We start from the raw sequence: 23,467 nt of genomic DNA on the forward strand, positions 1-23,467 counted from the left end.
ACCGGCCTACTCGGCCGGTCCCTTCTCCGCCCCGGCAGTGGACTCTTCCGCCGACGCCGCATCGAGCAGGCTGGTCGGCAATTCCTTCTTCACCGGCGCGATCTCGGCCAGGCTCTTCACCTGCAGCAGCACGCTGCCGCGGCCGCCTTCGGTCAGGCGGCGCAGCGCGCTCGCGTGCGCTCGCTGCGCCTTGTCGAGCTGGCTGCCGATCGCTTCGAGTTCGTCGACCAGCAAGGCGAAGTTGTCGTGCAGGTTCGCCGCGCGGCGCGCGATCTCGTCCGCCTTCGCGTTGCGCCGCTCGATGCGCCACAGGTGTGCGATCGTGCGCAGGGTCGCCAGCAAGGTGCTCGGGCTGACCAGCGAGATGTTCTTCGACAGCGCGTGCGAATACAGGCGATCGTCCGCGCGCATGGCCTCGATGAAGGCCGCCTCGACCGGCACGAACAGCAGTACGAAATCGAGCGTGCGCAACCCGGCGATCTCGCGATAGTTCTTGCCCGACAGGTTGTCGATGTGCCGTCGCAGCGAAGTGACGTGTTCGGTCAAGGCGGTCGCACGTTCGCCGTCGTCGACCGCGGCGACGAAGCGCTCGTAGGCGACCAGCGACATCTTCGCGTCGATGACGATGTCCTTGTCCTCGGGCAGGTGCACGATCACGTCGGGACGCTGACGGCCGCCGTCGCCGTCGCTGAAGCTCGCCTGCGTCTCGTACTCGCGGCCCGCCCGCAAGCCGGAGGCTTCCAGCACGCGCTCGAGCACGAGTTCGCCCCAGGCGCCTTGCGAGCGCGTGTCGCCCTTCAGCGCGCGCGTCAGGTTGATCGCGTCTTCGCTGATGCGCTGGTTGAGCTGCTTGAGGGTCTGGATTTCCTGCGCCAGCATGCCGCGCTCGCGCTGCTCGGTGGCGTGGGTGGTGTGGATCGTCTCGCGGAATTCCTTCAGCTGCAGCTTGAGCGGATCGAGCAGGCCGCCGAGCTGCTGCGAACTCTGCTCGCGGAAGCGCTCGGCCTTGTCGTCGAGGATCTGGTTGGCGAGGTTCTGGAACGCCTCGCGCAGACGGTGCTCGGCCTGCTCCAGCAATTGCAGCTTGTCGGCCGCGGCCTGTGCCTGTTCCCTCGCTCCCGCTTCGAGGGCGGCGTGCGCGCGCGTCAATTCGACCAGGCGCGCCTGCGCGTCGTCGCGGCCGCGCCGCGCATCGGCGAGCTGGTGGCCGATCTGCTCGGCTTGCGTCTGCTGCGCGGCGGCGTGCGCGGTCAGCTTGCGCAGGTTCTGCTCGGCCGCCGCCCAATCGCGCTCGTAGCGCTGGATGCGCTCGGCCATTTCCTCGCCGCGCGTCGCCGCCGCTTCGCGCTGCTCGGCGAGGATCGCGATCTCGGCATCGCGACTGGCACGGCCGGATGCGTGCGCCTGTGCCGTCCAGCGGCGCGCGGCCAGATACAGCACCAGGGCGCCGAGGATGAGACCGGCGACAGCGGCGACCGCCAGCCAGACGATGGGCACGAGTTCCTGCACGCGGGATTCCTTCTCGGCGAGTCGATGCGAAAACGCGATTGTGGCAGCGCCGCGTCTCAATCGCAGCGACGGTGAATCGTAATCGTTCCGTTCATCGCGGCCGACCTAGACTCCGGCGAACCCGTGCTCGTCCACGACGAAAGGAGAATCGAAATGCGACTTCGCGCCCTGCTCCCGTTCGGCGTACTGGTTCTGCTGCAGGCCTGCGGCCAGGGCCGCTCCGACGACATCCGCGACAAGGTATTGGCAGCGCCGGAAAAGGGGCTGTGCGCGCTGGATTCGCTCAACGGCAAGGATTTCGGCGGTGGTGCCGTCGACGTACGCGCCGGCGAAGCGCTCACCTTCGTCGGCTGGGCCGCCGATTCGAACAAGAAACCGCCCTCGACGGTCACCGTGGTCCTGCAGAACGACAAGACCGGCGTTGCCGTGGAAGGCAAGCTCGGCGCGGCGCGCGCCGATGTGGCGCAGAGCCTTAACGCGCCGGAGCTGGCAAATTCGGGCTTCACGGCCAGCGCGCAACCGGCGCTCGGCGGCGGTTCCTACTCGGTCGTGCTGCTGCTGAAGGGAAGCAGCCGTGACGAACGCTGCGACACGCGCAGGACAGTCAACGTCAGATAGTCTCGATACCGGCGGAGACGACGCCGGCAAGAAACGACGACCGGGTGCGGCATGGAAGGCCGCACCGGTCGTTCGAAGGTCAGGCCTTCTTCGCGTGGCTCGCGCACCAGCCCTTGGAGGCGACCGACTTGCCCGGGAACAGCTGGCACGGTCCGTACGCGTCGCCGGCCTTGCCGGTGAAGAACTGGCAGTTCGCGCAGTCGTCGCCCGGCTTGTAGGCGGCGTTGCCGGCGGCCTTGGAAGCGTCTTCCACGTAGTTGAGCGCCTTGGCGGTCGCGTCGGTGGCCGGGTCGACGTGCGGCAGATCCTGCGCGCGTGCGATCTGCGGCAGTACGACGACGGCGATCGGAGCCGCGGCGGCGGCGGTCGCGGCGAGTTTCAGGAAACGGCGTCTGGCCTGGCTTTCGGCTGGGTTCGACATGGTGACTCCTCGTCTGGATTTTCGGAGCGGGCGCGCGGCCCGGGAACAACGTCCTCTGCTTTGAAAGCACGTGGAGCTTAGCGCGCAGGCCGCACGCGCCGCACGCTGCTGCGCAACTATGCCGCAGCCGCGCTACCGTAGGCCGCGAGCGATGACTGCCTGATGAAGACGGCCGGTCACGTGCCTCCGGTATAGTGGCCGCCCCCGAATACCGCCCGCCGGAGCATGAACAGCTACGTCATCGACCGCAGCCGTCTGGAAGACTGCGCCCGCCAGATCGCCGACGCCGGCCGCGAACTCGGCGCGCGCGGCTGGACGCCGGCGACCAGCAGCAATTTCTCGATGCGCCTGGACGCCGATCACGCCGCCGTGACGATCTCCGGCCGCGACAAGGGTCGCCTCGGCATCGACGACATCATGGTCGTCGACCTCGCCGGCGCGCCGGTCGGTACCAGCGCACGCCCGTCCGCCGAAACCGCGCTGCACACGCAGATCTATCGGCGCTTCCCGGACGCCGGCGCGGTGCTGCACACGCATTCGCGCACCCAGACGGTCGCCTCGCGCCTGTTCGCCGGCGCCGGCGCGATCCGTTTCGAGGGCTGGGAGCTGCAGAAGGCGATCAGCGGCTACACCACGCACGAGAGCGTGCTCGACCTGCCGGTGTTCCCGAACACGCAGGACATGGCCGTGCTGGTCGCCCAGGTCGACGCCTGGCTCGATGCCGGCAAGCCGTTGCACGGCTACTTGATCGACGGCCACGGCATCTACACCTGGGGCCTGGATATGGGCGAGACCAAACGCCATCTCGAGGCTTTCGAATTCCTGCTGGCCTGCGAGCTGGACCTGGTGCAACTGAGAGGGAAATCGGCATGAGCCGTCTGCGCATCTATCGAGACTCCAGCGGCGAAGCGCCGCTGTCCGTGCACACCGAGCACGCCGACATCGCGCGCGAACTCGGGCAGGTCGGCGTGCGCTTCGAGCAATGGGAGGCGTCCAAGCCGATCGTGCCCGGCGCGAGCCAGGACGAGGTCATCGCCGCCTACCGCGCCGACGTCGATCGCCTGATGGCCGAGGAAGGCTATCGCGCCGTCGACGTGGTCAGTCTGAAGCCGGACCATCCCGAGCGCGCCGCGTTCCGCCAGAAGTTCCTCAACGAGCACACGCACAGCGAGGACGAAGTGCGCTTCTTCGTCGCCGGCGCCGGGCAGTTCACCCTGCACATCGGCGAGAAGGTCTACGAGGTATTGTGCGAACAGGGCGACCTGATCGGCGTGCCGGACGGCACGCGGCACTGGTTCGACATGAGCGAGTCGCCCTACTTCGTCGCGATCCGCCTGTTCTCCAATCCGGAAGGCTGGGTCGCCAGCTTCACCGGCGAGGAGATCGCCGAGCACTTTCCGCGCATGCCGCCGCATCCGTCCGCCAAGGTCGCCTGAGCCGCGCCGTGTCCTACCTCGACGAATCTCTGGCTCCGGGCGAATCCATCGTCGCGCGCTTCGAGCTGCACTGGACCGCGAAGTGGCGCCTGATCGTGTTCCTCGTCCTGGCGATCCCGACGCTCGGGCTGGCCCTGCTCGGCGCGCTGTACGAATGGATTCGCCTGCGCTCGATCGAACAGGGCGTGACCAACCGCCGCGTGGTGCGCAAGACCGGTATCGTCAGCCGCATCACCGAGGAGCTGCGCCTCGCCTCGATCGAAACGATCGACCTGCGCCAGAGCGCCTGGGGCCGCCTGCTCGGCTACGGCGACGTCGTGCTGACCGGCCGCGGCGAGAGCGCGATGATCTTCGCGCGGCTGGCGGCGCCGATCGACGCCAAGCGCGCGATCGAAGGCGCCTACGCCGCGCACGTCGAAGACACGCGCGCACGCCAGCCCGCCGCATCGCCCTGACATTCCACGCCTCTGCGAAAGGATTCTCCGCTTTGATCCAGGTCATCCTCACCGACATCGAAGGCACCACCAGCTCGATCAGCTTCGTCAAGGACGTGCTGTTCCCGTACGCGCGTGCGCACCTGCCGGCCTTCGTCGAGGCGCATGCCGGCGACGCCGACGTGCAGCACTGGCTGCAGGAAGCGGCGAAGGAAGGCGGACTCCCCGCACCGACGCGGCAGCAGATCGTCGACCTGCTGATCGCCTGGATCGACGCCGACCGCAAGTCGACCGCGCTGAAGGCGCTGCAGGGCATGATCTGGAAGAACGGCTACGAGAACGGTGAATACCGCTCGCACGTTTATCCCGAAGTGCCGGCGCGGCTGCGCGCCTGGAAGGACGCCGGCCGTAGCCTGTACGTCTACTCGTCCGGTTCGGCGCCGGCGCAGAAGCTGCTGTTCGCGCACACCGAAGCCGGCGACCTGACGCCGCTGTTCGACGGGTACTTCGACACCGAAGTCGGCGGCAAGCGCGAGGTCGACTCCTACCGGCACATCGCCGCCTCGATCGGCGTTCCGCCGGCCGCGATCCTGTTCCTGTCCGACATCGTGCAGGAACTCGACGCCGCGCGGGCGGCCGGCCTGCGCACGACCCTGCTCGCGCGGGCGCCGACGAGCTGCCCTGCCGACCCGGTCCATCCTTGCGTCGCCGATTTCGATGCCGTCGAGTAACGGCATCGGCCACGGCGCCTTTTCCGATCAAAGCTTCCCGCGCACGCTGACGCAGATCCTGCTCGACGGCCTGCGCCTGCTGGCGCTGCGCGCGCCGCGCGGTCGCGCGATCACGGCCGGGCCGGGCGTGTTCTTCGCGCTGGCAGTGCTGTATCTGGCCGTCGTCGCCGGCTTTGCCGCGTTCGTGCCGGCGACGGCGTTCCTGTTCGGATCGAGCGATCTGCCGGACACCTTGGCCGACATCCTGCTGGTCCTGGCCGCAGCCTGGCTGCTGGTGCGCCTCGCCGGCCGCGACGTGGTCTGGGGCACCGCGGCGATCCTGCTCGCCACGACGATCTTTCTCACCGCGATCCTGTACGGGCTCTGGCAATGCGTCCTCTTTTCGCCGGACCTTGTCGAGGAAGCCTGGCCCCTCGGCCTGATCGCACTGCTGGTTCCGCTGTGGTGGCTGCTCGCCCTGCTCGCGCTCGCGCACTGGCTCGCGCCGCGCAGCCTCGCGCGCAGCGTCGGCGGCGCCCTGCTCGCCTGGGCGATTTCCACCGCGGTGGCGTGGTGGCCGCTGCTCGTCCCGATGCTGACGCTCGCGACGAATCCCGACGAAATCGCCGCGATCGACCACGACACGCCTCCCGAAGACGCCGACACGGAGCCGGCCGGCACACCGCTCTTCGACGCCGAGAAGGCGATGTACGATCAGCCCGCTCTGCTCGATGCGGCGTTGGCCGCGCTGAAACCGCAGACGCCCGGAAAGGTCGATCTCTACGTCGTCGCCTTCGCCGGTGACGCGCAGGAAAACGTGTTCCGCAACGAAGCCGAATACGCCGAGCGCCTGTTCGCGCAGCGCTTCGACGCCGCCGGCCGCGTGCTCGTACTGGAGAACAACGCCGCGACGGTCGCCACGCGGCCGCTCGCGAACTGGACCAACCTGCAGCGCGGCCTGGATGCGATCGCGAAGAAGATGGATCCGGCCGAGGACGTGTTGCTGCTGTATCTGACGACGCATGGCTCCGCCGAGCACGAGCTCCTGGTCGATCTCGACCCGCTGCCGTTGAATCAGATCGCGCCGGAGGATCTCGCCGACGCGCTGAAAACCGAGCCGCGCATCCGCTGGAAGGTCGTCGTCGTCAACGCCTGCTACTCGGGCGGCTTCCTCGACGTGCTGCGCGACGACTCGACCATGGTCATCACCGCCGCGCGCGCCGACCGCACCTCGTTCGGCTGCGGCGCCGATTCGGACATCACCTATTTCGGCAAGGCGTTCCTGGCCGGCGCGCTGAACGAGACGGTGTCGATCCGCGACGCGTTCGAGCTGGCCAAGCAATCCGTCGCGCAGTGGGAAGCGGCGGAACACCAGGAACATTCCGAGCCGCAGATCGCGACGACGCCGGCGATCGAGGCCAAGCTCGGCGCCTGGCAGCGCACGCTGAAACCCGGAGCCGCGGTGCCCTTCGCACCGGCTGGTGCGGGGAGCGACTCTCGCAGAGACGCGGAGAACGCAGAGGAATAGCGCCTCTTTTCCCTCGCTCTTCTCTGCCTTCCTTCTATTCCCCGCGTCTCTGCGTCTCTGCGCGGAAGCTTCCTCTCCTCGCCGATCTTTATGCGTTTTTTATAGCGCATCCCCGCTTTCCTACGCGGCGCATATGCGCCGCGACCTATCGTGACGTCCTCGCACAACGAGACGTCACCTCATGGATTTCGCCTATCTGCTCCTGCTCGCCGCGCTGACCGGCGCCACCGGCGGCTACCTGTGGCTGTGTGCGTGGCTGGAGGATCGCCGATGAACGCGCTGCACGCGCTCGCCGCGCTGATCGCGCTGGCGCTGGCCATCTATCTCACGCTGGCCCTGCTCAAACCGGAGTGGTTCGAATGACCGCCAACGGCTGGCTGCAACTCGGCCTCTACCTGCTCGTCCTGCTCGCTTGCGTCAAGCCGCTCGGCGCCTACATGGCGCAGGTCTTCGCCGACGCGCCGACGCGCGTGCGCCGTTTCGGCGCGCCGATCGAGCGTCTGATCTATCGCCTGGCCGGCGTACGCGCCGACGAGGACATGCCCTGGAAGCGCTACGCCCTCGCGATGCTCGCGTTCAACCTGCTCGGCCTGCTCGTGGTGTACCTGCTGCAACGCATGCAGGCGTGGCTGCCGCTGAATCCGCAGGGCTTCGGCGCGGTCGCGCCCGACTCGGCGATGAACACCGCGATCAGCTTCGCCACCAACACCAACTGGCAGGGCTACGCCGGCGAATCGACGATGAGCTATCTCACGCAGATGCTCGGTCTCGCGGTGCAGAACTTCCTCTCCGCCGCCACCGGCATCGCCGTGCTGATCGCGCTGATCCGCGGCTTCGTGCGCAAGACGGCGCAGGGCATCGGCAATTTCTGGGTCGACCTGACGCGCAGCACGCTGTACGTACTGCTGCCGCTGTCGCTGCTGATCGCCCTGCTGCTCTCCTCGCAAGGCGTGGTGCAGAGTTTCAAGGGCTACGCAGACGTGCCGCTGCTGCAACCGACGACGCAGGTCGAGGCGGTCAAGGACGCCGACGGCAATGTGCGAAAAGATGCGGCGGGCAACGACGTGACCCGCGAAATCCCCGTCACCGCGCAGACCTTGCCGTTCGGCCCAGCCGCCTCGCAGATCGCCATCAAGCACCTCGGCACCAACGGCGGCGGCTTCTTCAACGCGAACTCGGCGCATCCGTACGAGAACCCGACGCCGTTCTCCAACTTCCTCGAAATGCTGGCGATCCTGCTGATCCCCGCCGCGCTCTGCTACACCTTCGGCGCGATGGTCGGCGACCGCCGCCAGGGCTGGGCTTTGCTCGCCACGATGCTGGTGATCTTCGTGCCGCTGGCGATCGGCTGCACGATGGCCGAGCAGGCCGGCAACCCTGCCTTGAGCGGACTGCCCGTCGACCAGCACGCCGCCGCCTTGCAGGCCGGCGGCAACATGGAAGGCAAGGAGACGCGCTTCGGCATCGCCGCCACCAGCCTGTTCGTGACCGTCACCACGGCGGCCTCGTGCGGCGCGGTGAACGCGATGCACGACTCGCTGACGCCGCTCGGCGGCCTGGTGCCGATTTGGCTGATGCAGCTCGGCGAAGTCATCTTCGGCGGCGTCGGCTCGGGCTTGTACGGACTGCTCGCGTTCGCGGTCGTCGCGGTCTTCATCGCCGGCCTGATGGTCGGGCGCACGCCGGAGTATCTCGGCAAGAAGATCGAAGCGTATGAAATGAAGATGGCGAGCCTGGTCGTGCTGATCCCGTGCGCGCTGGTCGTCGTCGGCACCGCGGTCGCCGTGCTCGCCCCGCAAGGCGTCGCCGGCATCGCCAACCCCGGCATCCACGGCTTCAGCGAGATCCTCTACGCGCTGTCGTCGGCGTCGAACAACAACGGCAGCGCGTTCGGCGGATTGTCGGCGAACACGCCGTTCTACAACGTCCTGCTCGGCATCTGCATGTTCATGGCGCGCTTCCCGCTGGCGATCGGCATGCTCGCGATCGCCGGTTCCCTCGCCGCGAAGAAGCAGGTGCCGGTGTCGGCCGGCACGCTGCCGACGCACACGCCGCTGTTCGTCGTGCTGCTCGCGTGCACGGTGATCGTGATCGGCGCGCTGACCTTCCTGCCGGCGCTCGCGCTCGGGCCGATCGCGGAGCAGTTGACGACGCTCGGCCACTGATCCCGCTCGCGCCGTCATCCCGGCGAACGCCGGGATCCATCGGAGCTCCGCTCTGCGCGACCGAAGCGGATGGGCTCCGGCATCGGCCGGAGCGACGAGTCGAAACGCCCCATTCTTCCGGACTCCCTCGATGACCATTTCCCACACCAGCGCACTCGACAAGAATCTGCTGCTCCCGGCGATCGCCGACGCGTTCCGCAAGCTGTCGCCGCGCCGGCAGTTCCGCAACCCGGTCATGTTCGTCGTCTTCGTCTGCAGCGCGCTGACGACCGGCTTGTGGCTGCAAGCCCTCGCCGGCCACGGCGAAGCGCCGGCCGGCTTCATTCTCGGCGTCGCGCTGTGGCTGTGGTTCACGCTGCTGTTCGCCAACTTCGCCGAGGCGATCGCCGAAGGCCGCGGCAAGGCGCAGGCGCAGAGCCTGCGCGGCGCGCGCCGCGACGTGACCGCGAAGAAGCTCGCCGCGGCGCGGCACGACGCCGCGGTCACCGTCATGTCCGCCAGCGATCTGCGCGTCGGCGACACCGTGCTGGTCGAAGCCGGCGACTTCGTGCCGGGCGACGGCGAAGTCGTCGACGGCGCCGCCTCGGTCGACGAAAGCGCGGTGACGGGCGAATCCGCTCCGGTGATCCGCGAATCCGGCGGCGATCGCAGTTCGGTCACCGGCGGCACGCGCGTGCTGTCGGACTGGATCGTGGTGCGCATCGCCAACAACCCGGGCGAGAGCTTCCTCGACCGCATGATCGCGATGGTCGAAGGCGCCAGCCGGCGCAAGACGCCCAACGAGATCGCGCTGACGATCCTGCTGGCCAAGTTCACGCTGATCTTCCTGCTCGCCTGCGCCACGCTGCTGCCGTATTCGCTCTACGCGGTGCAGAGCGCTGGCAGCGGTTCGCCGGTCACGATCACCGTGCTGGTCGCGCTGCTGGTGTGCCTGATTCCGACCACCATCGGCGGCCTGCTCTCGGCGATCGGCATCGCAGGCATGGACCGCATGATCCAGGCCAACGTGATCGCCACGTCCGGCCGCGCGGTTGAAGCCGCCGGCGACGTCGACGTGCTGATGCTCGACAAGACCGGCACCATCACGCTCGGCAACCGGCAGGCGGTGGCTTTCCACCCGGCGCCCGGCGTCGAGGAAAGCGCGCTGGCCGACGCGGCCCAGCTCGCCTCGCTCGCCGACGAGACGCCGGAAGGCCGCAGCATCGTCGTGCTGGCGAAGGAACTGTTCGGCTTGCGTGAACGCCAGGTGGCGGGCGCCGGCATCCAGTTCGTGCCGTTCACCGCGCAGACGCGCATGTCCGGCGTCGACCTGCCTGCTGATCCGTCGCGCCAAGGTGCGACGGGCGCCCGGCACATCCGCAAGGGCGCGCTCGACGCGGTGAGGAAATACCTCGAGACGCGGGGCGGACAACTGCCGCCGGCAGTGACGAAGGCGGCCGAGGACGTCGCGCGCCAGGGCGGCACGCCGCTGGTGGTCGCCGAGAACCAGCGCGCGCTCGGCGTGATCGAGCTGCGCGACATCGTCAAGGGCGGCATTCGCGAACGCTTCGCCGAACTGCGCGCGATGGGCATCAGGACCATCATGATCACCGGCGACAACCCGCTCACCGCGGCCTCGATCGCGGCCGAAGCCGGCGTCGACGACTACCTCGCCGAGGCGACGCCGGAAGCCAAGCTCCAGCTGATCCGCGACATCCAGGCCGAAGGCCGGCTGGTCGCGATGTGCGGCGACGGCACCAACGACGCGCCCGCGCTGGCGCAGGCCGACGTCGCGGTCGCGATGAACAGCGGCACGCAGGCCGCGAAAGAGGCCGGCAACATGGTCGACCTCGACTCCAACCCGACCAAGCTGATCGAGATCGTCGAGATCGGCAAGCAGATGCTGATCACGCGCGGCGCGCTGACCACGTTCTCGATCGCCAATGACGTGGCGAAGTACTTCGCGATCATTCCGGCCGCGTTCGCCAGCACCTATCCGTCGTTGAACGCGCTCAACGTCATGCATCTGGCCACGCCGCAGAGCGCGATCCTGTCGGCGGTCATCTTCAACGCGCTGATCATCGTCTTCCTGATCCCGCTCGCCCTCAAGGGCGTGCATTACCGCGCGATGAGCGCGGCACGACTCCTGCGCCGCAACCTGCTGGTGTTCGGCCTGATCGGCCTCGCGGTGCCGTTCGTCGGCATCAAGCTGATCGACGTGCTGCTGGTCGCCTGCGGCCTTTCCTGAGGAACTCCCGATGCGTACTCATCTGTTGCGAGCCGTCTATCCGTCCGTCGCGACGAGCGAACCCGATACCGGCTGCGCCGCCAATGACGCCAGCTACGCCGGCGACGACACGGTCGCCGCGAAGACCCGCCCGAGTCCGGTCGCGCCGCATGCGCGCGACGAGCACGACGACTACGTCCTCGGCGGCTACGCCGGCATCTGACCGCCCCCGATTCGAACAAGGACTGCCTGTGAAAAAGAAGATTCTTCCGGCCGCCCTCGCCTTCGCCGGCCTCGCCGGCGGCGCGAGCGCGGAAGCCGACGAAGCTGCCTACACCGTCAACGGCAACGTGGCGCTGACCTCCGACTACGTCTTCCGCGGCCTGACCCAGACCTGGGGCCGTCCTGCGATCCAGGGCGGCGCCGACCTCACGATGAAGAACGGCTTCGCCGCCGGCCTCTGGGGTTCGAGCGTCAGCGACGGCAGCTATCCCGGCGGTTCGACGGAGCTGGACCTGTACGCGAGCTACGGCCGCCCGATCGACGAGGATTGGTCGTGGCGCGCGGGCCTCTACGGCTATCTGTATCCGGGTGCGAACCTCGACGAAGCCGGGCTGCGCTCGCGTTCGTTCAACACCGTGGAAGCGAACCTCGCCGTGAGCTGGAAGCAGTGGACGCTGAAGTGGAACCGCGCACTGACCGACTACTTCGGCGTCGACCGCGAACAGGGCTATCGCGGCGACTCCAAGGGCACGACCTACTGGCAACTGGAAGGCGCGTATCCGCTGAGCCCGCGATGGACGCTGACCGTGCGCGCCGGCTACACCGACTACGGCACCGAGCTGATCGCGCCGAACGCCGACGGCGCGCGCGACCCGAGCTACGCCGACTTCGGTCTCGGTCTGAAATATCAGATCGACGCGCGCTGGTCGCTGATCGGCGTCGCCACCCATGCCACCAACGCGCGCTTCTATCGCCACACCGCAAGCTTCGACGACGCGAACGACACGCGCGACGTCGGCGGCACGCGCGGGTTCGTGCAGTTGCAAGGCACTTTCTGATCGCTGGCCTCGTCGTTCCGGTGAACCGCGGAACGACGAGACGACGGAGTCGACATCATGCTGAACATCCTTCGCCCCGCCCTGCTCCTCCTGCTGATCCTCACCGGCGTCACCGGTGTGCTCTATCCGCTCGCGGTCACCGGACTCGCGCAAGCGATGTTTCCCGACCGAGCCAACGGCAGCCTCATCGTGCGCGACGGCAAAGCCGTCGGCTCGGAGCTGATCGGCCAATCCTTCACCGACCCGAAATACTTCTGGGGCCGCCCGTCGGCGACCGCGCCGTTCGCGAACAATGCCGCCGCGTCCGGCGGTTCCAACCAGGGACCGACCAATCCGGCGCTGACCGAAGCGGCCAGGCAACGCCTGCAAGCGCTGCGCGCGGCCGATCCGGGCAACACGACACCGGTACCGGTCGAACTCGTCACCGCCTCGGGCAGCGGTCTCGATCCGCACATCTCGCCGGCCGCGGCGGCCTATCAGGTCGCCCGCGTCGCCCGCGCGCGCGGACTCGCGCCGGCCGCAGTCGAGGCATTCGTCGCGCGGGCGACCGAAGGCCGCCAGTTCGGCCTGCTCGGCGAGCCGCGCGTGAACGTGCTCGAATTGAATCTGGCTCTCGACGGCCGCTAGCTCGTTCGCGTGCGGTTCTTCCGAGAGAGCGGTTTCTCGCGGAGACGCAGAGGACGCGGAGAAGATCAAGAAATCTTCTACTTTTTTCTTTCTCCGCGTTCTCTGCGGCTCTGCGAGAGAACGGCCTTTCGATCGCAACCGCAGAAAACATAGCCATCCCAGCGCCGCTTGCCGCATGATGGACGCGGTCCGAAGCGCCGTCGCATGCCAACTTCCGGAAACTTCGAGCGTCCCGATCCCGATGCCCTGCTCGCGCGCGTGCAGGACGACACCGCGCGGGCGCAGCGCGGGCGGCTGAAGATCTTCTTCGGCGCGACGGCCGGCGTCGGCAAGAGCTATGCGATGCTCGAAGTCGCGCGCCGCCAGCAGGCCGACGGCGTCGACGTCGTCGTCGGCTACGTCGAGCTTCACGGCCGCCCCGAAACCGAGGCGCTGCTCGACGGCCTCGAGGTTCTGCCGCCGATGCGGCTCGACCATCGCGGCCTGGCGCTGACCGAATTCGATCTCGACGCCGCGCTGGCGCGGCGGCCGCAGCTGCTGCTGGTCGACGAACTCGCGCACAGCAACCACCCCGGCGCGCGTCACCCCAAGCGCTGGCAGGACGTGCAGGAACTGCTCGAAGCCGGCATCGACGTCTACACCACCGTCAACGTCCAGCACCTGGAAAGCCTCAACGACGTCGTCGCGCAGATCACCGGCGTGCAGGTGCGCGAAACCGTGCCGGACAAGGTGTTCGCCGAAGCCGACGACGTCGAGCTGGTCGACTTGCCGCCGGACGAACTGCTCGAACGCCTGCGCGAAGGCAAGGTCTACCTGCCCGACAAGGCGCGCCAGGCGGCCGACGGCTTCTTCCGCAAGGGCAACCTGATCGCGCTGCGCCAGCTCGCGCTGCGCGCCACCGCCGATCGCGTCGACGCCGCGCTGCGCGAGTATCGCGACCGCCACGCGATCTCGGCCACCTGGGCCGCCACCGATCGCATCCTGGTCTGCGTCGGGCCCGACCCGTTGTCGGCGCGGCTGGTGCGCTCGGCGCGGCGCATGGCGACGGCCTCGCATGCGCCGTGGCTGGCCGTCTACGTCGAGACGCCGGCGCTGACGCACCTGCCGCAATCGGCGCGCGACCGCATCCTGGCGACCTTGAAGCTGGCCGAGCAGCTCGGCGCCGAAACCGCCAACCTCAGCGGCGAAAGCGTGCCGGCGACCCTGCTCGCGTTCGCGCGCCAGCGCAACGTCAGCCGCATCGTCGTCGGCAAGCCGGCGCGCGGCGGCTGGCTGGCGCGCTTCCGGCCGTCGCTGGTCGACGAGCTGATCCGCCGCAGCGGCGCGATCGACGTCTACGTGATCAACGGCGAAATCGGCGACGAAGGCCCGGCGACACCGCGCATCCCCATGCGCAGCAGCCGCTGGCCGGCATATGCGAAGGCGCTCGCGGTGATCGCCATGGCGACCTTGATCGGCTCGCAGATGGTCGGCCGCTTCGAAAGCACCAACGTGGTGATGGTCTACCTGCTCGGCACGGTGCTGGTCGCCGCGCGCTTCGGACGCGGGCCGTCGGTGCTCGCCTCGGTGCTCAGCGTCGCGCTGTTCGACTTCCTGTTCGTGCCGCCGCAGTTCTCCTTCGCGGTGTCCGACACGCAGTACCTGATCACCTTCGGCGTGATGCTGACGACCGCGCTGGTGGTCAGCCACCTGACCGCGCTCGGCAAGCGCCAGGCCTCGGTGGCGCGCCAGCGCGAGCGGCGCAGCGCCGAGTTGTACGCGCTCAGCCGCGAACTCGCGCGCCGCCGCAACCTCGAGGATCTGTCCAAGTACCTCGTGCGCCACGTGCTCGCCAGCGTCGACGGCGAAGCCGCCGTGCTGCTGCCGGACGCCGACGGCAAGATCCAGGATCCGACGCACTTCTGCGATCGCGGCGCCGAACGTGCACCGGCGCAGCGCACGCACTATCCGGTGCCCGGCAACGACCTCGGCATCGCGCAGTGGGCCTACGACCATCGCCGGAAGGCCGGCCTGAACACCGATACGCTGGCCAGCGCCGGCGCGATCTACCTGCCGCTGCTGTCGCTGAAGAGCGCGGGCAAGGCGACCGCTCCCGCCGCCGCGGAGTCGCGCGACACCCGCTGCATCGGCGTGCTCGGCCTGCGTCCGGTCGATCCGCGCCAGCTGTCGATCCCCGAGCAGATGCACCTGGTCGAAGCGCTGGTCAACCAGACCGCGGTGGCGATGGAACGCGTGCAGCTCGCCGACGCCGCGCAGCGCGCCGGCGTGCAGGTCGAATCCGAACGCCTGCGCAACACGCTGCTGGCGGCGATCTCGCACGACTTCCGCACGCCGCTGGCGACGATCATCGGTGCCGCTTCCACGCTGCAGGGCAGCGCGCTCGACGCGCCGCAGCGACAGGCGCTGCTCGACGGCGTGCTGCACGAAGCGCAGCGCATGAACCGCCTGATCGGCAACCTGCTCGACCTGACCCGCCTCAGCGAGGAGCCGATCCCGCTGCGCCGCGACTGGATCGCCGTCGACGAACTCGTCGGCGCCGTGCTGGCGCGCCTGCGCGAACTGCTCGCGACGCATCCGGTCACGCTGAGGATCGAGGACGACCTGCCGCTCGTGTCCGGCGACGAGGTCATGCTGGAGCAGTTGCTGTCGAACCTGCTGGAAAACGCGGCGCGGCACACGCCGCCCGGTACCGCGGTGGAGATCGCCGCGCGCACCGAAGGCGCCGATCTCGCCTTGAACGTGCGCGATCACGGCGGCGGTTTCCGCGACGGCGAGGAGGCGCGCGTGTTCGACAAGTTCCACCAGGGCGCACGCGAGCGCGCGCAGAGCGGGTTCGGCCTCGGGCTGGCGATCTGCAAGGCGATCGTCGACGCGCACGGCGGCACGATCGACGCGCGCAATGCCGACGGCGGCGGAGCGGAGTTCCGCGTGCGATTGCCGCTGCGGCCGCGCGAGGTCGGCGCATGAGCGCACCGCGCCCGAACCTGCTGCTGGTCGAGGACGATCCGCAGATCCAGCGCTTCCTCGCCACCGCGCTCGACGCGCACGGTTACGCGCTGCGCATCGCCGGCAGCGGCAACGAGGGCTTGCAGCTCGCCGCGCTGCACCAGCCGGACATCGCGATCGTCGACATCGGCTTGCCGGACATCTCCGGCCTGGATCTGATCGCGCGCCTGCGCGAGTGGTACGCGCAGCCGATCCTGGTGCTGTCGGCGCGCGAACGCGAGGCCGATAAGGTCGCCGCGCTCGATCTGGGCGCCGACGACTACCTGACCAAGCCGTTCGGCATCGGCGAGCTGCTCGCGCGCCTGCGCGTGATGCAGCGCCACCTGGCCGGACGCGAGGCGGCCGGCGAGAGTCCGCGCATCGAGATCGGCGACATCACGCTCGACCTTGCCGCGCGGCGCGTTCTGCGCGGCGACGAAGACGTGCATCTGACGCCGATCGAGTACCAGCTGCTGGCGACGCTGGCGCGCCATCGCGGCAAGGTGCTGACGCATCGCCAGCTGCTGCGCGAGGTCTGGGGCGCGGCGCACACCGAATCGCCGCAGTACCTGCGCATCTACATGCGCTCGCTGCGCAAGAAGATCGAAACCGATCCGGCGCGGCCGCGCTGGCTGACGACCGAAGTCGGCGTCGGCTATCGGCTGGCCGACGGCGAGGAGCGGATCTGAGCGCGCGAGCGGCAATCGCGCCGCATCCGCGTGGCGGTGGAGCGGATGGATCCTCGGCCTGCCCTTCGCGCGAGATGCCGCGCTACAATCCGCGCCGCGCGGCCCCGTAGCTCAGCTGGATAGAGCGCGCCCCTCCTAAGGGCGAGGTCACAGGTTCAACTCCTGTCGGGGTCGCCAATCAACCCGGCGGCCAATGCATCGCGCGACCGGCGAGCAGATGCAGATGGATGTGGAAGACGGTCTGGCCGCCGTCGCGATTGCAGTTCATCACGACCCGGTAGCCGTTCTCGGCGAAGCCCTGCGTCTTGGCCCAGCGCGTCGCGGCGAGCACGACCTTGCCGACGAGCAGCGCATCCGCTTCGGTCAGATCGTTCAAGGTCGCAACCGGCGTCTTCGGAACGAACAGCACGTGCACGGGCGCCTGCGGATTGATGTCGCGGAAGCCGAGCACGTCGTCGTCCTCGTAGACGATGTCGGCCGGAATCTCGCGGCGGATGATCTTGTCGAACAGGGTGTCGGGCATGGGAAGGGCCGTGATTCGTGATTCGTGATTCGTGATTCGTGATTCGTGATTCGGAGAGGCTCGCAGCTTGGGGTCAGGCATGCAAGTGTGGCGCGAGTCGGCAGTGGAAGCCTTCATCCCGCTCCGCGGGAACGACGTCACGAGTTTCACTTACTTCCTCCTGCGAACGCTTTCTCGAATCACGAATCACCAATCACCAATCACAACTCCTGCCGCCCACCGAACGCATGCGCCAGCGTGCCGCGGTCGATGAACTCCAGCTCACCGCCGAGCGGTACGCCGTGCGCGAGGCGGCTGGCGCGGACGCCGGCGGCGCGGGCGAGCTGCGACAGCATGTGCGCGGTCGCCTCGCCTTCGACGGTCGGGTTGGTCGCGACGATCAGTTCCTGCACCTCCCCTTCGGCCAGGCGCGTTGCCAGAAGATCGAGGCCGAGCTGCTTCGGCCCGAGGCCGTCGAGCGGCGACAGGCGGCCGAGCAGGACGAAGTACTGGCCGCGATAGCCGGTCGCCTGCTCGATCGCGAGCTGGTCGACCGGCGTCTCCACCACGCAGAGCAGACCGCGATCGCGCGACGGACTGGCGCAGTAGACGCAGACCTCCTCCTCGCTGAAGGTGCGGCAGCGCGAGCAGTTGCCGATGCGCTCGACCGCGAGCGCCAGCCGCTCGGCCAGCTTGCGTGCGCCGTCGCGATCGCGTTCGAGCACGTGGAAAGCCATGCGTTGCGCCGTCTTCGCGCCGACGCCCGGCAGGCAGCGCAGCGCGTCGATCAGATCGGCGAGGAGTGGCGAGGAGGACATGGAGTTCGGTGATTCGTGATTCGTGATTCGTGATTCGAAAATTTCGTCGGACAATGAGGCGATATCGCTCTTGTTCAACGAATCACCCATCACACCGCCTCAGAACGGCAGCTTGAACCCGGCCGGCAGGTTCATGCCGGCGGTCAGGCCGCCGAGTTTTTCCTGGCTCAGCGAGGCGATCTTGTTGACCGCGTCGTTGACCGCCGCGGCGACCAGATCCTCGGCCATTTCCGGGTCGTCGGCGAACAGCTTGCGGTCGATCGTCACGCGGCGCACTTCATGGCGGCCGCTCATGATCACGCTGACGAGACCGCCGCCGGCCTGGCCGGTGACCTCGGCGCGCCCGATTTCCTCCTGCGCGCGCTTCATTTCTTCCTGCATGCGCTGGGCTTGCTGCATCAAGCCGGCGAGTGGGCCTTTCATTCTGGTGTCTCCTGTGCGATCCGTCCTGGATCGCCTCGACCTGGGAGGGTCGCGCGAGCCGAGGAGGATTCGGGCTTCGGACAATCTACTCGCGGCCATCCTTGGCCGCACTGTTCAATCCAATGCGATCCGTCCGGGATCGCCTCGACCTGGGAGAGTCGCGCGAGCCACGAGGGATCCGAGCTTCGGAAAATCTACCAGCGGCCATCCATGGCCGCACTGTTTATCAAGAGCATCCAAGAAAAACTTCAGCCATCGACTGGGCGGACGCTGTCGGCGATGACGCGTGCGCCGAACGTGTCGATCAGCGACTGTACGACCGGGTCGCCGTGCACCGCAGCCACGGCGGCTTGGCGGCGCTCGCTGTCGGCGCGCTCGCGCTGCTCGGCGGGGCTTTCCGCGCCGTCGCCGCGCTCGAACTTCACCTTGATCGCGCGGCCGAGCGCGGCGCCGAGGCGCTGTTCCAGGGTACCGACCAGCGGGCCGTCGGCCAGATGTTCGTGCGTCGGCCGGATCGCCAGGCGCACCTGCTTGTCCTCGATCGCGATCAGGCTGGAATTGCGCGCCAGTTCGCCGACCGGGCCGCGCAGCTCGGCGCGTTCGATGAGTTCGGGCCAGGAACCGGGATTCGAGGGTCGGGAATCGGGAACCGGCGCCGCCGCAGCCGGTCGCTCGACGAAACGCTCGGCCGGCTCGGGCTGGAAATCCCGTGGCGCGCGTGCAGCGTGCTCTCCGGCGTTCGGCCCGCCCGGCATTCGGGTTGCCTGGCGCTCTGCCGCCGCGTCGTTGCGCGCCGGCAGGCTCGGGCTCGTCGGCGCTTCTTTTCGGCTCGCGAAGCCCGCTGGATTCGCCGCTTCGGCGGTTCGACCTTCGGGCACGCCTCGCGGCTCGCTCCGACTTCCCGCCTCCGCCGTCCGCTTCCCGTCCGCAGGCGCGAACGCCAGCATGCGCAACAAGGCCATCTCGAAACCGACGCGCGGCGTCGGCGCCAGCGGCAGGTCGCGGCGGCCGGTCACGGCGATCTGATACCAGAGTTGCACGTCCTGCGCGGCGAGTCCGCCGGCGAGGTCGCGCACGTCGACGCCGTCGTCGCTCGCCGCCTCCGGCACCAGCTGCGCGAGCTGGGTCCGATGCAGCAGCCCGGCGAGTTCGTCGAGCACCTGGGCGAAATCCGGCGCGAAGCTGGCGATGCGCTCGATCTCGGCGAGCAAGCCGGTACCGTCGCCGGCGGCGATCCGTTCGAGCAGCACGCGCACCTTGGCACGCTCGACCGTGCCGAGCATCGCATGCACTTCGTTCGCGTGCAGCGCGCCGCCGCCGTGCGCGATCGCCTGGTCGAGCAGCGACAACCCGTCGCGCAGCGAACCGTCGGCCGCGCGCGCGAGCACGTCGATGCCTTCGGCGTCGAACGCGATGCCTTCAGCGCCGAGGATCGAACGCATCTGGCCGACGATCTGCTCGGCGGTCAGCCGCTTCAGGTTGAACTTGATGCAGCGCGACAGCACGGTCACCGGCAGCTTCTGCGGATCGGTGGTCGCGAGCAGGAACTTCACGTGCGGCGGAGGTTCTTCCAGCGTCTTCAGGAGCGCGTTGAACGCGCTCTTGGAGAGCATGTGCACCTCGTCTATCAGGTAGACCTTGTAGCGCCCGCGCGTCGGCGCGTACTGCGCGTTGTCGATCAGCTCGCGCACGTTGTCGATGCCGGTATTGCTGGCGGCGTCGATCTCGAGCAGGTCGACGAAACGGCCCGCGTCGATCTCGACGCAGGCGCCGCACTCGCCGCAGGGGTTGGAGGTCGGCCCGTGCTGGCAGTTCAGCGACTTGGCGAAGATGCGCGCGATGGTGGTCTTGCCGACGCCGCGCGTGCCGGTGAACAGGAAGGCGTGGTGCAGCCGTCCGCTGTCGAGCGCGTGCGCGAGCGCGCGCACGACGTGCTCCTGGCCGACCAGTTCGGAAAAGCGGCGCGGCCGCCATTTGCGCGCGAGGGCTTGGTAGGACATCGGGATTCCGCGGTTGAAGCGGTGATTGTAGCGAACTCTCCCGCGCAGACTCGCGCACTCCCGCGCGGACCGCCACGCCCACGGACGATCGCACGTCGAAAAGTGCGGCCAGGACGCCCGCAAGTAGACCCTCGGAAGACGAACAACGGGCCAGCGATTCAACCTATCCGGACGCAGCGATCCAGGACGGATCGCCCGTGAAAAGTGCGGCCAAGGACGGCCGCGGGTAGACCCTCCGAAGACGATCACCCAGCCAACGATTCAACCTACCCGGACATAGGCGATCCAGGACGGATCGCAAAAATAAAGGGTGGCAGCTCCGCCAGCCACACCCCGGCACCCGAATCACTCACTACCGTTGCTTCCTTCCGGACCTGGCGGGATTTGCAAGCTATCGTCGCGAGGGGACCGACGGAGCCGCCGTGAAGCGGCAACACGCATTGCGCGTGGTGGAACTCTGGGAATCTGGCGGAGAGAGCGGGATTCGAACCCGCGAAACGGTTTGACCCGTTTACACACTTTCCAGGCGTGCTCCTTCAACCACTCGGACACCTCTCCGGGAATTCCCGCCATCCGGCGGGACTGATCGGCGCTTCCTGCGCCTCGCCCCTCGCTGCACGAGGGATCGTCCTGGGGCGGTCCAAATTCGTTCCCGACGAATTTGCCGAACCGGCGAACGGTTCGGAGACCTCTCCGCCCGCGACCCGATTTTGCGGGCCGCGCAGAATACTAGCAGGGGATGCCGCATACAAGCCGCCGCGCATGGGAATGCCCGCTGCGAGGCCCCGCAGGATCGCGCGACGGCGGGCGCCGCGAAGAAAGGACGGCGCGGCCCGCTTCCGCGGCCGCGCCGTGCCTCAGGCACAGGATTTCGCGGGCGGATCGCCGCGATCGAGCCGCTTCACTCCCATGCCGCCGAAATCTGCACGCCTTCGAACGACGAGGACTTCGGCTTCAGCATCAGGTAGTGCCAGCCGGGCGCCGGGTCGGTGACGACCAGCGTCTCCTCGTTGCCCGGCAGCTGCGAGGCGTTGTCGTAGTCCGCGTCGCCCGGCCAGCCGTCGAACTTCTGGTAGACGTCTACGTCGCCGCTGCCGCCGCTGGTCGTGAACGTCAGGCGGGTCTTGCCAGCAGGCACCAGAATGCTCAACCACACGCGGTCCACGTCACGTGGTGCGGAAAGACCGCTGCGCTTGCAGCCGTTGTCGAGCCGCCCGTCGGGCCCCGTGCATTCGGGGATCTCGACCGGCGGCTCGCCGTCGAACCCGTCGCCGAAGATCTTGTCCTGCGGCGGCTGCACGCCGCCGCAGCTGGACGTGTCGCCGTTGTGGCTGGCGAAACAGACGACCCAGGCGCGGAACTCCGCGTCGTAGGCCGCATGGATCGGAGTGAGCCAGTCGGCGTAGCCGGGACGGTAGTTGCCTGGGCGCGATACCCCGGTGAACAGGTCGGTGATGTCGTCGCGGTGCCGCTCGAACAGGAAGCGCACCGCGAGGTATCCCCACTGGTAGGTGCGCGAGAAGTCCGTGCTGTACTCGGTGTCGAACACCTGCCCGAGCGTGAACCGGTCCGGATTGCCGGCTTCCGTCACCGCGCTGGTGTCGACCAGTTCGCGATAGGAATAGGAGACGAATTCCGCGAAGCCTTCGACGAACCACACCGCCGAAGCCGGCGCGGTGAGCGGATAGTCGCGAAAGGCGCCGTGCCAGTTGAAGCGACCGTCGAGGTAGTGGATGTATTCGTGCGTCAGGTTCCACACGTCGAAGCTCGGACGCAGCCATTCCGCCTCGTAGGCGATGAAGCGCGGCAGGTTGTCCGGATCGGCCGGATCGCCTTCCAGGTAGATGCCGCCGTTGTCGGTCGAGTTGCCGAAGATCAGGTTCGAGTACAGGACGTAGTCGTCGCTGGAGTGGAAGATCACCATCTCGAGCTTCGCGTTGTGGTCGTCGGCGACCGGCACCTGACCGGTCTGCGCGAGCGCATGAAAGTACCCCTCCTCGCCGCCGACCGTGCTGCACACGTAGTCGAGCTGCGCGGAAGTGAGCGCCTGGCTGCGCACGCCCAGCGTGGGACTGCAATCGCGCGCGTTCGCCGCAGGCAGCACGGCCGCCTCGACCGTCTGCCCGAGGTCGCAGGTCTCGAAATAGGCGCAGTGGCCGGCGTCGTAGTAGTCGGCGACGGAGGCGGTCGTGATGTAGAGGGCGGCGCCCGGACTGGCCGAACCGCTCAACGGGAAGGCATCCAGCACGGCCTTCACTTTCGGATGCAGGGCGCTGTGGAATGCGTTGTTGCCGGCGGTGTCGGGATACTGCAGGAAGCGTGCGAGCTCGCGGCCGGCGTTGATCATCATGTACTCGCGCGCGGTGCCGAGGTCGCCGGCGCGGTTGCGGTCGATGAAGTCCAGCAGCGTGTCGAGCACGCCGCTGCCGGCCGGGCTCTGCACCAGCGCCTGGAAGTCGGCGTTCTGGTGGCCGCGGAACAGCACGTTGAACGCGTTGTTGGTCGCCGCCTGCATGCGGGACAGGCCGGACATCGCCGGACCGTAGCGGTCGAGGATGCCGCGCACGGTGTCCAGCTGGTGCGCGTTCTCGCCGGCGCTGTCGATCAGCGTCACGAACTCCAGCAGCACCGCGCCGTGGCCGTCGTCGGCATCGGTGAAGTGCGCATTCGCCACGAACGCGTCGAGCGCCGGGCGGATCGCCGCGGTCAGCGCGGCGCCGTAGTCGCCGACGTCCTCGCGATCGTTCCACTGCACGTAGTAGCCGGCGCGCAGGAACATGATCAGCTGCAGCATGCCGGCCGAGTTGTCGCCCGGATAGGCGGGCGCGTCCGCCTCGATCGCCTCGGCGATCGTGATCATCTTGGCCTCGCCGAAGGTCGCTCCCGCCACCGCTCCGGTCAGGTTGAACAGCGGATATAGGCAGCCCTCGAGAGTCGAGCCGCGCACCGCGTCGGCGAGCGCCGCTCCGCTCAGTTCGCCGTAGTTCGGACAGGCGATCCGTGCCGTGACGGACGCGATCGCCTGCCGCGTCTCGCGCGACAGCGGCGCGTCGAGGTCGAAGCGGCCGCCGTCGTAGCGCAGATAGCGGCGATCGTCCTGCCGCGAGATCGGCGCGATGCGGTCGAGCCCGATGCGCCGCGACTGCACGTGCTCGACGCGCGCATCCGCGACGGGACTGCCGCGCGGCGGCAGCGGATCGCCGGTCGGCGCGCTCGCGGCAGCCGCCGCGCCGATCGCGACGAGCGTGCCGCACAGGCACAGGACGCCGGCGACGGCGGCATTCAGGACACGCGGGAAAGAGCGCATGGAGGATCCCCCTTCTATGTTCGCGTTC

The 23,467-nt window shown here is 68.4% G+C and carries 21 protein-coding genes, 2 tRNA genes and 1 other RNA gene; 15 read left to right on the forward strand and 9 right to left on the reverse strand.

The window, feature by feature from the left end; genetic code table 11:
* Positions 1-6: 6 nt before the first annotated feature.
* Positions 7-1,509, reverse strand: coding sequence for a DNA recombination protein RmuC (rmuC, locus tag J7520_RS14540; protein WP_291189509.1), 1,503 nt, complete (start codon positions 1,507-1,509; stop codon positions 7-9).
* Between the two features lie 123 nt (positions 1,510-1,632).
* On the opposite strand from rmuC, the gene J7520_RS14545 reads away from it, so the two are divergent.
* Entirely contained in the window at positions 1,633-2,127 is a 495-nt protein-coding gene (locus J7520_RS14545) for a hypothetical protein (RefSeq protein WP_291189511.1), read from the forward strand.
* A 79-nt stretch (positions 2,128-2,206) separates the two neighbouring features.
* On the opposite strand, the gene J7520_RS14550 is transcribed toward J7520_RS14545, so the two are convergent.
* Positions 2,207-2,548, reverse strand: coding sequence for a high-potential iron-sulfur protein (locus J7520_RS14550; RefSeq protein ID WP_291189513.1), 342 nt, complete (start codon positions 2,546-2,548; stop codon positions 2,207-2,209).
* Between the two features lie 225 nt (positions 2,549-2,773).
* Here J7520_RS14550 and J7520_RS14555 point away from each other — a divergent pair, with 225 nt between their 5' ends.
* The 14 genes from J7520_RS14555 to J7520_RS14620 all read left to right on the forward strand — a co-directional run bounded on the left by J7520_RS14555 (position 2,774) and on the right by J7520_RS14620 (position 16,566).
* Positions 2,774-3,421, forward strand: coding sequence for a methylthioribulose 1-phosphate dehydratase (locus J7520_RS14555; RefSeq protein ID WP_291189515.1), 648 nt, complete (start codon positions 2,774-2,776; stop codon positions 3,419-3,421).
* Positions 3,418-3,984, forward strand: a complete 567-nt coding sequence (locus J7520_RS14560) for an acireductone dioxygenase (RefSeq protein WP_291189517.1) — start codon at positions 3,418-3,420, stop codon at positions 3,982-3,984. Before J7520_RS14555 ends, J7520_RS14560 begins: the two co-directional genes overlap by 4 nt.
* Before the next feature lie 8 nt (positions 3,985-3,992).
* Positions 3,993-4,439: a PH domain-containing protein gene (locus J7520_RS14565; protein ID WP_291189519.1), complete on the forward strand. Its 447-nt coding sequence runs from the start codon at positions 3,993-3,995 to the stop codon at positions 4,437-4,439.
* A 32-nt stretch (positions 4,440-4,471) separates the two neighbouring features.
* Positions 4,472-5,149 (forward strand): acireductone synthase, encoded by a 678-nt coding sequence (gene mtnC / locus J7520_RS14570; protein ID WP_291189521.1) that lies wholly within the window; start codon positions 4,472-4,474, stop codon positions 5,147-5,149.
* Complete coding sequence (locus J7520_RS14575; RefSeq protein WP_291189524.1) at positions 5,136-6,656, forward strand: C13 family peptidase; 1,521 nt, start codon at positions 5,136-5,138, stop codon at positions 6,654-6,656. Before mtnC ends, J7520_RS14575 begins: the two co-directional genes overlap by 14 nt.
* 270 nt (positions 6,657-6,926) lie before the next feature.
* Positions 6,927-7,019, forward strand: coding sequence for a K(+)-transporting ATPase subunit F (gene kdpF / locus J7520_RS14580; RefSeq protein ID WP_291189526.1), 93 nt, complete (start codon positions 6,927-6,929; stop codon positions 7,017-7,019).
* Entirely contained in the window at positions 7,016-8,821 is a 1,806-nt protein-coding gene (gene kdpA, locus J7520_RS14585; RefSeq protein ID WP_291189528.1) for a potassium-transporting ATPase subunit KdpA, read from the forward strand. The genes kdpF and kdpA overlap by 4 nt, the downstream gene beginning before the upstream one ends.
* 130 nt (positions 8,822-8,951) lie before the next feature.
* A complete protein-coding gene (gene kdpB, locus J7520_RS14590) occupies positions 8,952-11,048 on the forward strand; it encodes a potassium-transporting ATPase subunit KdpB (RefSeq protein ID WP_291189529.1) in 2,097 nt (698 codons plus the stop codon).
* A 10-nt stretch (positions 11,049-11,058) separates the two neighbouring features.
* Positions 11,059-11,250 (forward strand): hypothetical protein, encoded by a 192-nt coding sequence (locus tag J7520_RS14595; protein WP_291189531.1) that lies wholly within the window; start codon positions 11,059-11,061, stop codon positions 11,248-11,250.
* Positions 11,251-11,278: 28 nt separating this feature from the next.
* Entirely contained in the window at positions 11,279-12,088 is an 810-nt protein-coding gene (locus J7520_RS14600; RefSeq protein WP_291189533.1) for a TorF family putative porin, read from the forward strand.
* Positions 12,089-12,145: 57 nt separating this feature from the next.
* Positions 12,146-12,715, forward strand: coding sequence for a potassium-transporting ATPase subunit KdpC (gene kdpC / locus J7520_RS14605; protein WP_345776918.1), 570 nt, complete (start codon positions 12,146-12,148; stop codon positions 12,713-12,715).
* Positions 12,716-12,919: 204 nt separating this feature from the next.
* Positions 12,920-15,682 carry a sensor histidine kinase KdpD gene (locus J7520_RS14610; RefSeq protein ID WP_291189535.1) on the forward strand — a complete coding sequence of 921 codons (2,763 nt, stop codon included), beginning with the start codon at positions 12,920-12,922 and terminating at the stop codon, positions 15,680-15,682.
* On the forward strand, positions 15,679-16,389 hold the full coding sequence (locus J7520_RS14615) for a response regulator (protein WP_291189537.1): 711 nt from the start codon (positions 15,679-15,681) through the stop codon (positions 16,387-16,389). Before J7520_RS14610 ends, J7520_RS14615 begins: the two co-directional genes overlap by 4 nt.
* A gap of 100 nt (positions 16,390-16,489) precedes the next feature.
* Positions 16,490-16,566 (forward strand) — tRNA-Arg (locus J7520_RS14620).
* A gap of 1 nt (position 16,567) precedes the next feature.
* Here J7520_RS14620 and J7520_RS14625 read toward each other — a convergent pair.
* The 7 genes from J7520_RS14625 to J7520_RS14655 form a co-directional block, all read right to left on the reverse strand.
* On the reverse strand, positions 16,568-16,912 hold the full coding sequence (locus J7520_RS14625) for a histidine triad nucleotide-binding protein (protein WP_291189539.1): 345 nt from the start codon (positions 16,910-16,912) through the stop codon (positions 16,568-16,570).
* 200 nt (positions 16,913-17,112) lie between these two features.
* Positions 17,113-17,709: a recombination mediator RecR gene (gene recR, locus J7520_RS14630; RefSeq protein WP_291189541.1), complete on the reverse strand. Its 597-nt coding sequence runs from the start codon at positions 17,707-17,709 to the stop codon at positions 17,113-17,115.
* 99 nt (positions 17,710-17,808) lie between these two features.
* Entirely contained in the window at positions 17,809-18,132 is a 324-nt protein-coding gene (locus J7520_RS14635; RefSeq protein WP_291189543.1) for a YbaB/EbfC family nucleoid-associated protein, read from the reverse strand.
* Positions 18,133-18,380: 248 nt separating this feature from the next.
* Complete coding sequence (gene dnaX, locus J7520_RS14640) at positions 18,381-20,132, reverse strand: DNA polymerase III subunit gamma/tau (protein ID WP_291189545.1); 1,752 nt, start codon at positions 20,130-20,132, stop codon at positions 18,381-18,383.
* 317 nt (positions 20,133-20,449) lie between these two features.
* Positions 20,450-20,546: signal recognition particle sRNA small type (gene ffs, locus J7520_RS14645), an RNA gene on the reverse strand.
* Between the two features lie 52 nt (positions 20,547-20,598).
* Positions 20,599-20,690: transfer RNA gene (locus J7520_RS14650), tRNA-Ser, on the reverse strand.
* 343 nt (positions 20,691-21,033) lie between these two features.
* Positions 21,034-23,439, reverse strand: a complete 2,406-nt coding sequence (locus J7520_RS14655) for a M9 family metallopeptidase (protein WP_291189547.1) — start codon at positions 23,437-23,439, stop codon at positions 21,034-21,036.
* Positions 23,440-23,467 lie beyond the last annotated feature (28 nt).

Origin of the sequence: Dokdonella sp. (assembly GCF_017744955.1) — a bacterium.
GTDB lineage: Bacteria > Pseudomonadota > Gammaproteobacteria > Xanthomonadales > Rhodanobacteraceae > Dokdonella_A.

Excerpts from the sequence above, each read along its gene's own strand:
- dnaX (WP_291189545.1), bottom strand. The coding sequence starts at position 20,132 with ATGTCCTACCAAGCCCTCGCGCGCAAATGGCGGCCGCGCCGCTTTTCC.
- J7520_RS14625 (WP_291189539.1), bottom strand. The coding sequence starts at position 16,912 with ATGCCCGACACCCTGTTCGACAAGATCATCCGCCGCGAGATTCCGGCC.
- J7520_RS14595 (WP_291189531.1), top strand. The coding sequence starts at position 11,059 with ATGCGTACTCATCTGTTGCGAGCCGTCTATCCGTCCGTCGCGACGAGC.
- kdpB (WP_291189529.1), top strand. The coding sequence starts at position 8,952 with ATGACCATTTCCCACACCAGCGCACTCGACAAGAATCTGCTGCTCCCG.
- kdpA (WP_291189528.1), top strand. The coding sequence starts at position 7,016 with ATGACCGCCAACGGCTGGCTGCAACTCGGCCTCTACCTGCTCGTCCTG.
- J7520_RS14635 (WP_291189543.1), bottom strand. The coding sequence starts at position 18,132 with ATGAAAGGCCCACTCGCCGGCTTGATGCAGCAAGCCCAGCGCATGCAG.
- J7520_RS14550 (WP_291189513.1), bottom strand. The coding sequence starts at position 2,548 with ATGTCGAACCCAGCCGAAAGCCAGGCCAGACGCCGTTTCCTGAAACTC.
- J7520_RS14610 (WP_291189535.1), top strand. The coding sequence starts at position 12,920 with ATGCCAACTTCCGGAAACTTCGAGCGTCCCGATCCCGATGCCCTGCTC.
- J7520_RS14555 (WP_291189515.1), top strand. The coding sequence starts at position 2,774 with ATGAACAGCTACGTCATCGACCGCAGCCGTCTGGAAGACTGCGCCCGC.
- J7520_RS14615 (WP_291189537.1), top strand. The coding sequence starts at position 15,679 with ATGAGCGCACCGCGCCCGAACCTGCTGCTGGTCGAGGACGATCCGCAG.
- J7520_RS14655 (WP_291189547.1), bottom strand. The coding sequence starts at position 23,439 with ATGCGCTCTTTCCCGCGTGTCCTGAATGCCGCCGTCGCCGGCGTCCTG.
- kdpC (WP_345776918.1), top strand. The coding sequence starts at position 12,146 with ATGCTGAACATCCTTCGCCCCGCCCTGCTCCTCCTGCTGATCCTCACC.
- recR (WP_291189541.1), bottom strand. The coding sequence starts at position 17,709 with ATGTCCTCCTCGCCACTCCTCGCCGATCTGATCGACGCGCTGCGCTGC.
- J7520_RS14575 (WP_291189524.1), top strand. The coding sequence starts at position 5,136 with ATGCCGTCGAGTAACGGCATCGGCCACGGCGCCTTTTCCGATCAAAGC.
- J7520_RS14560 (WP_291189517.1), top strand. The coding sequence starts at position 3,418 with ATGAGCCGTCTGCGCATCTATCGAGACTCCAGCGGCGAAGCGCCGCTG.
- kdpF (WP_291189526.1), top strand. The coding sequence starts at position 6,927 with ATGAACGCGCTGCACGCGCTCGCCGCGCTGATCGCGCTGGCGCTGGCC.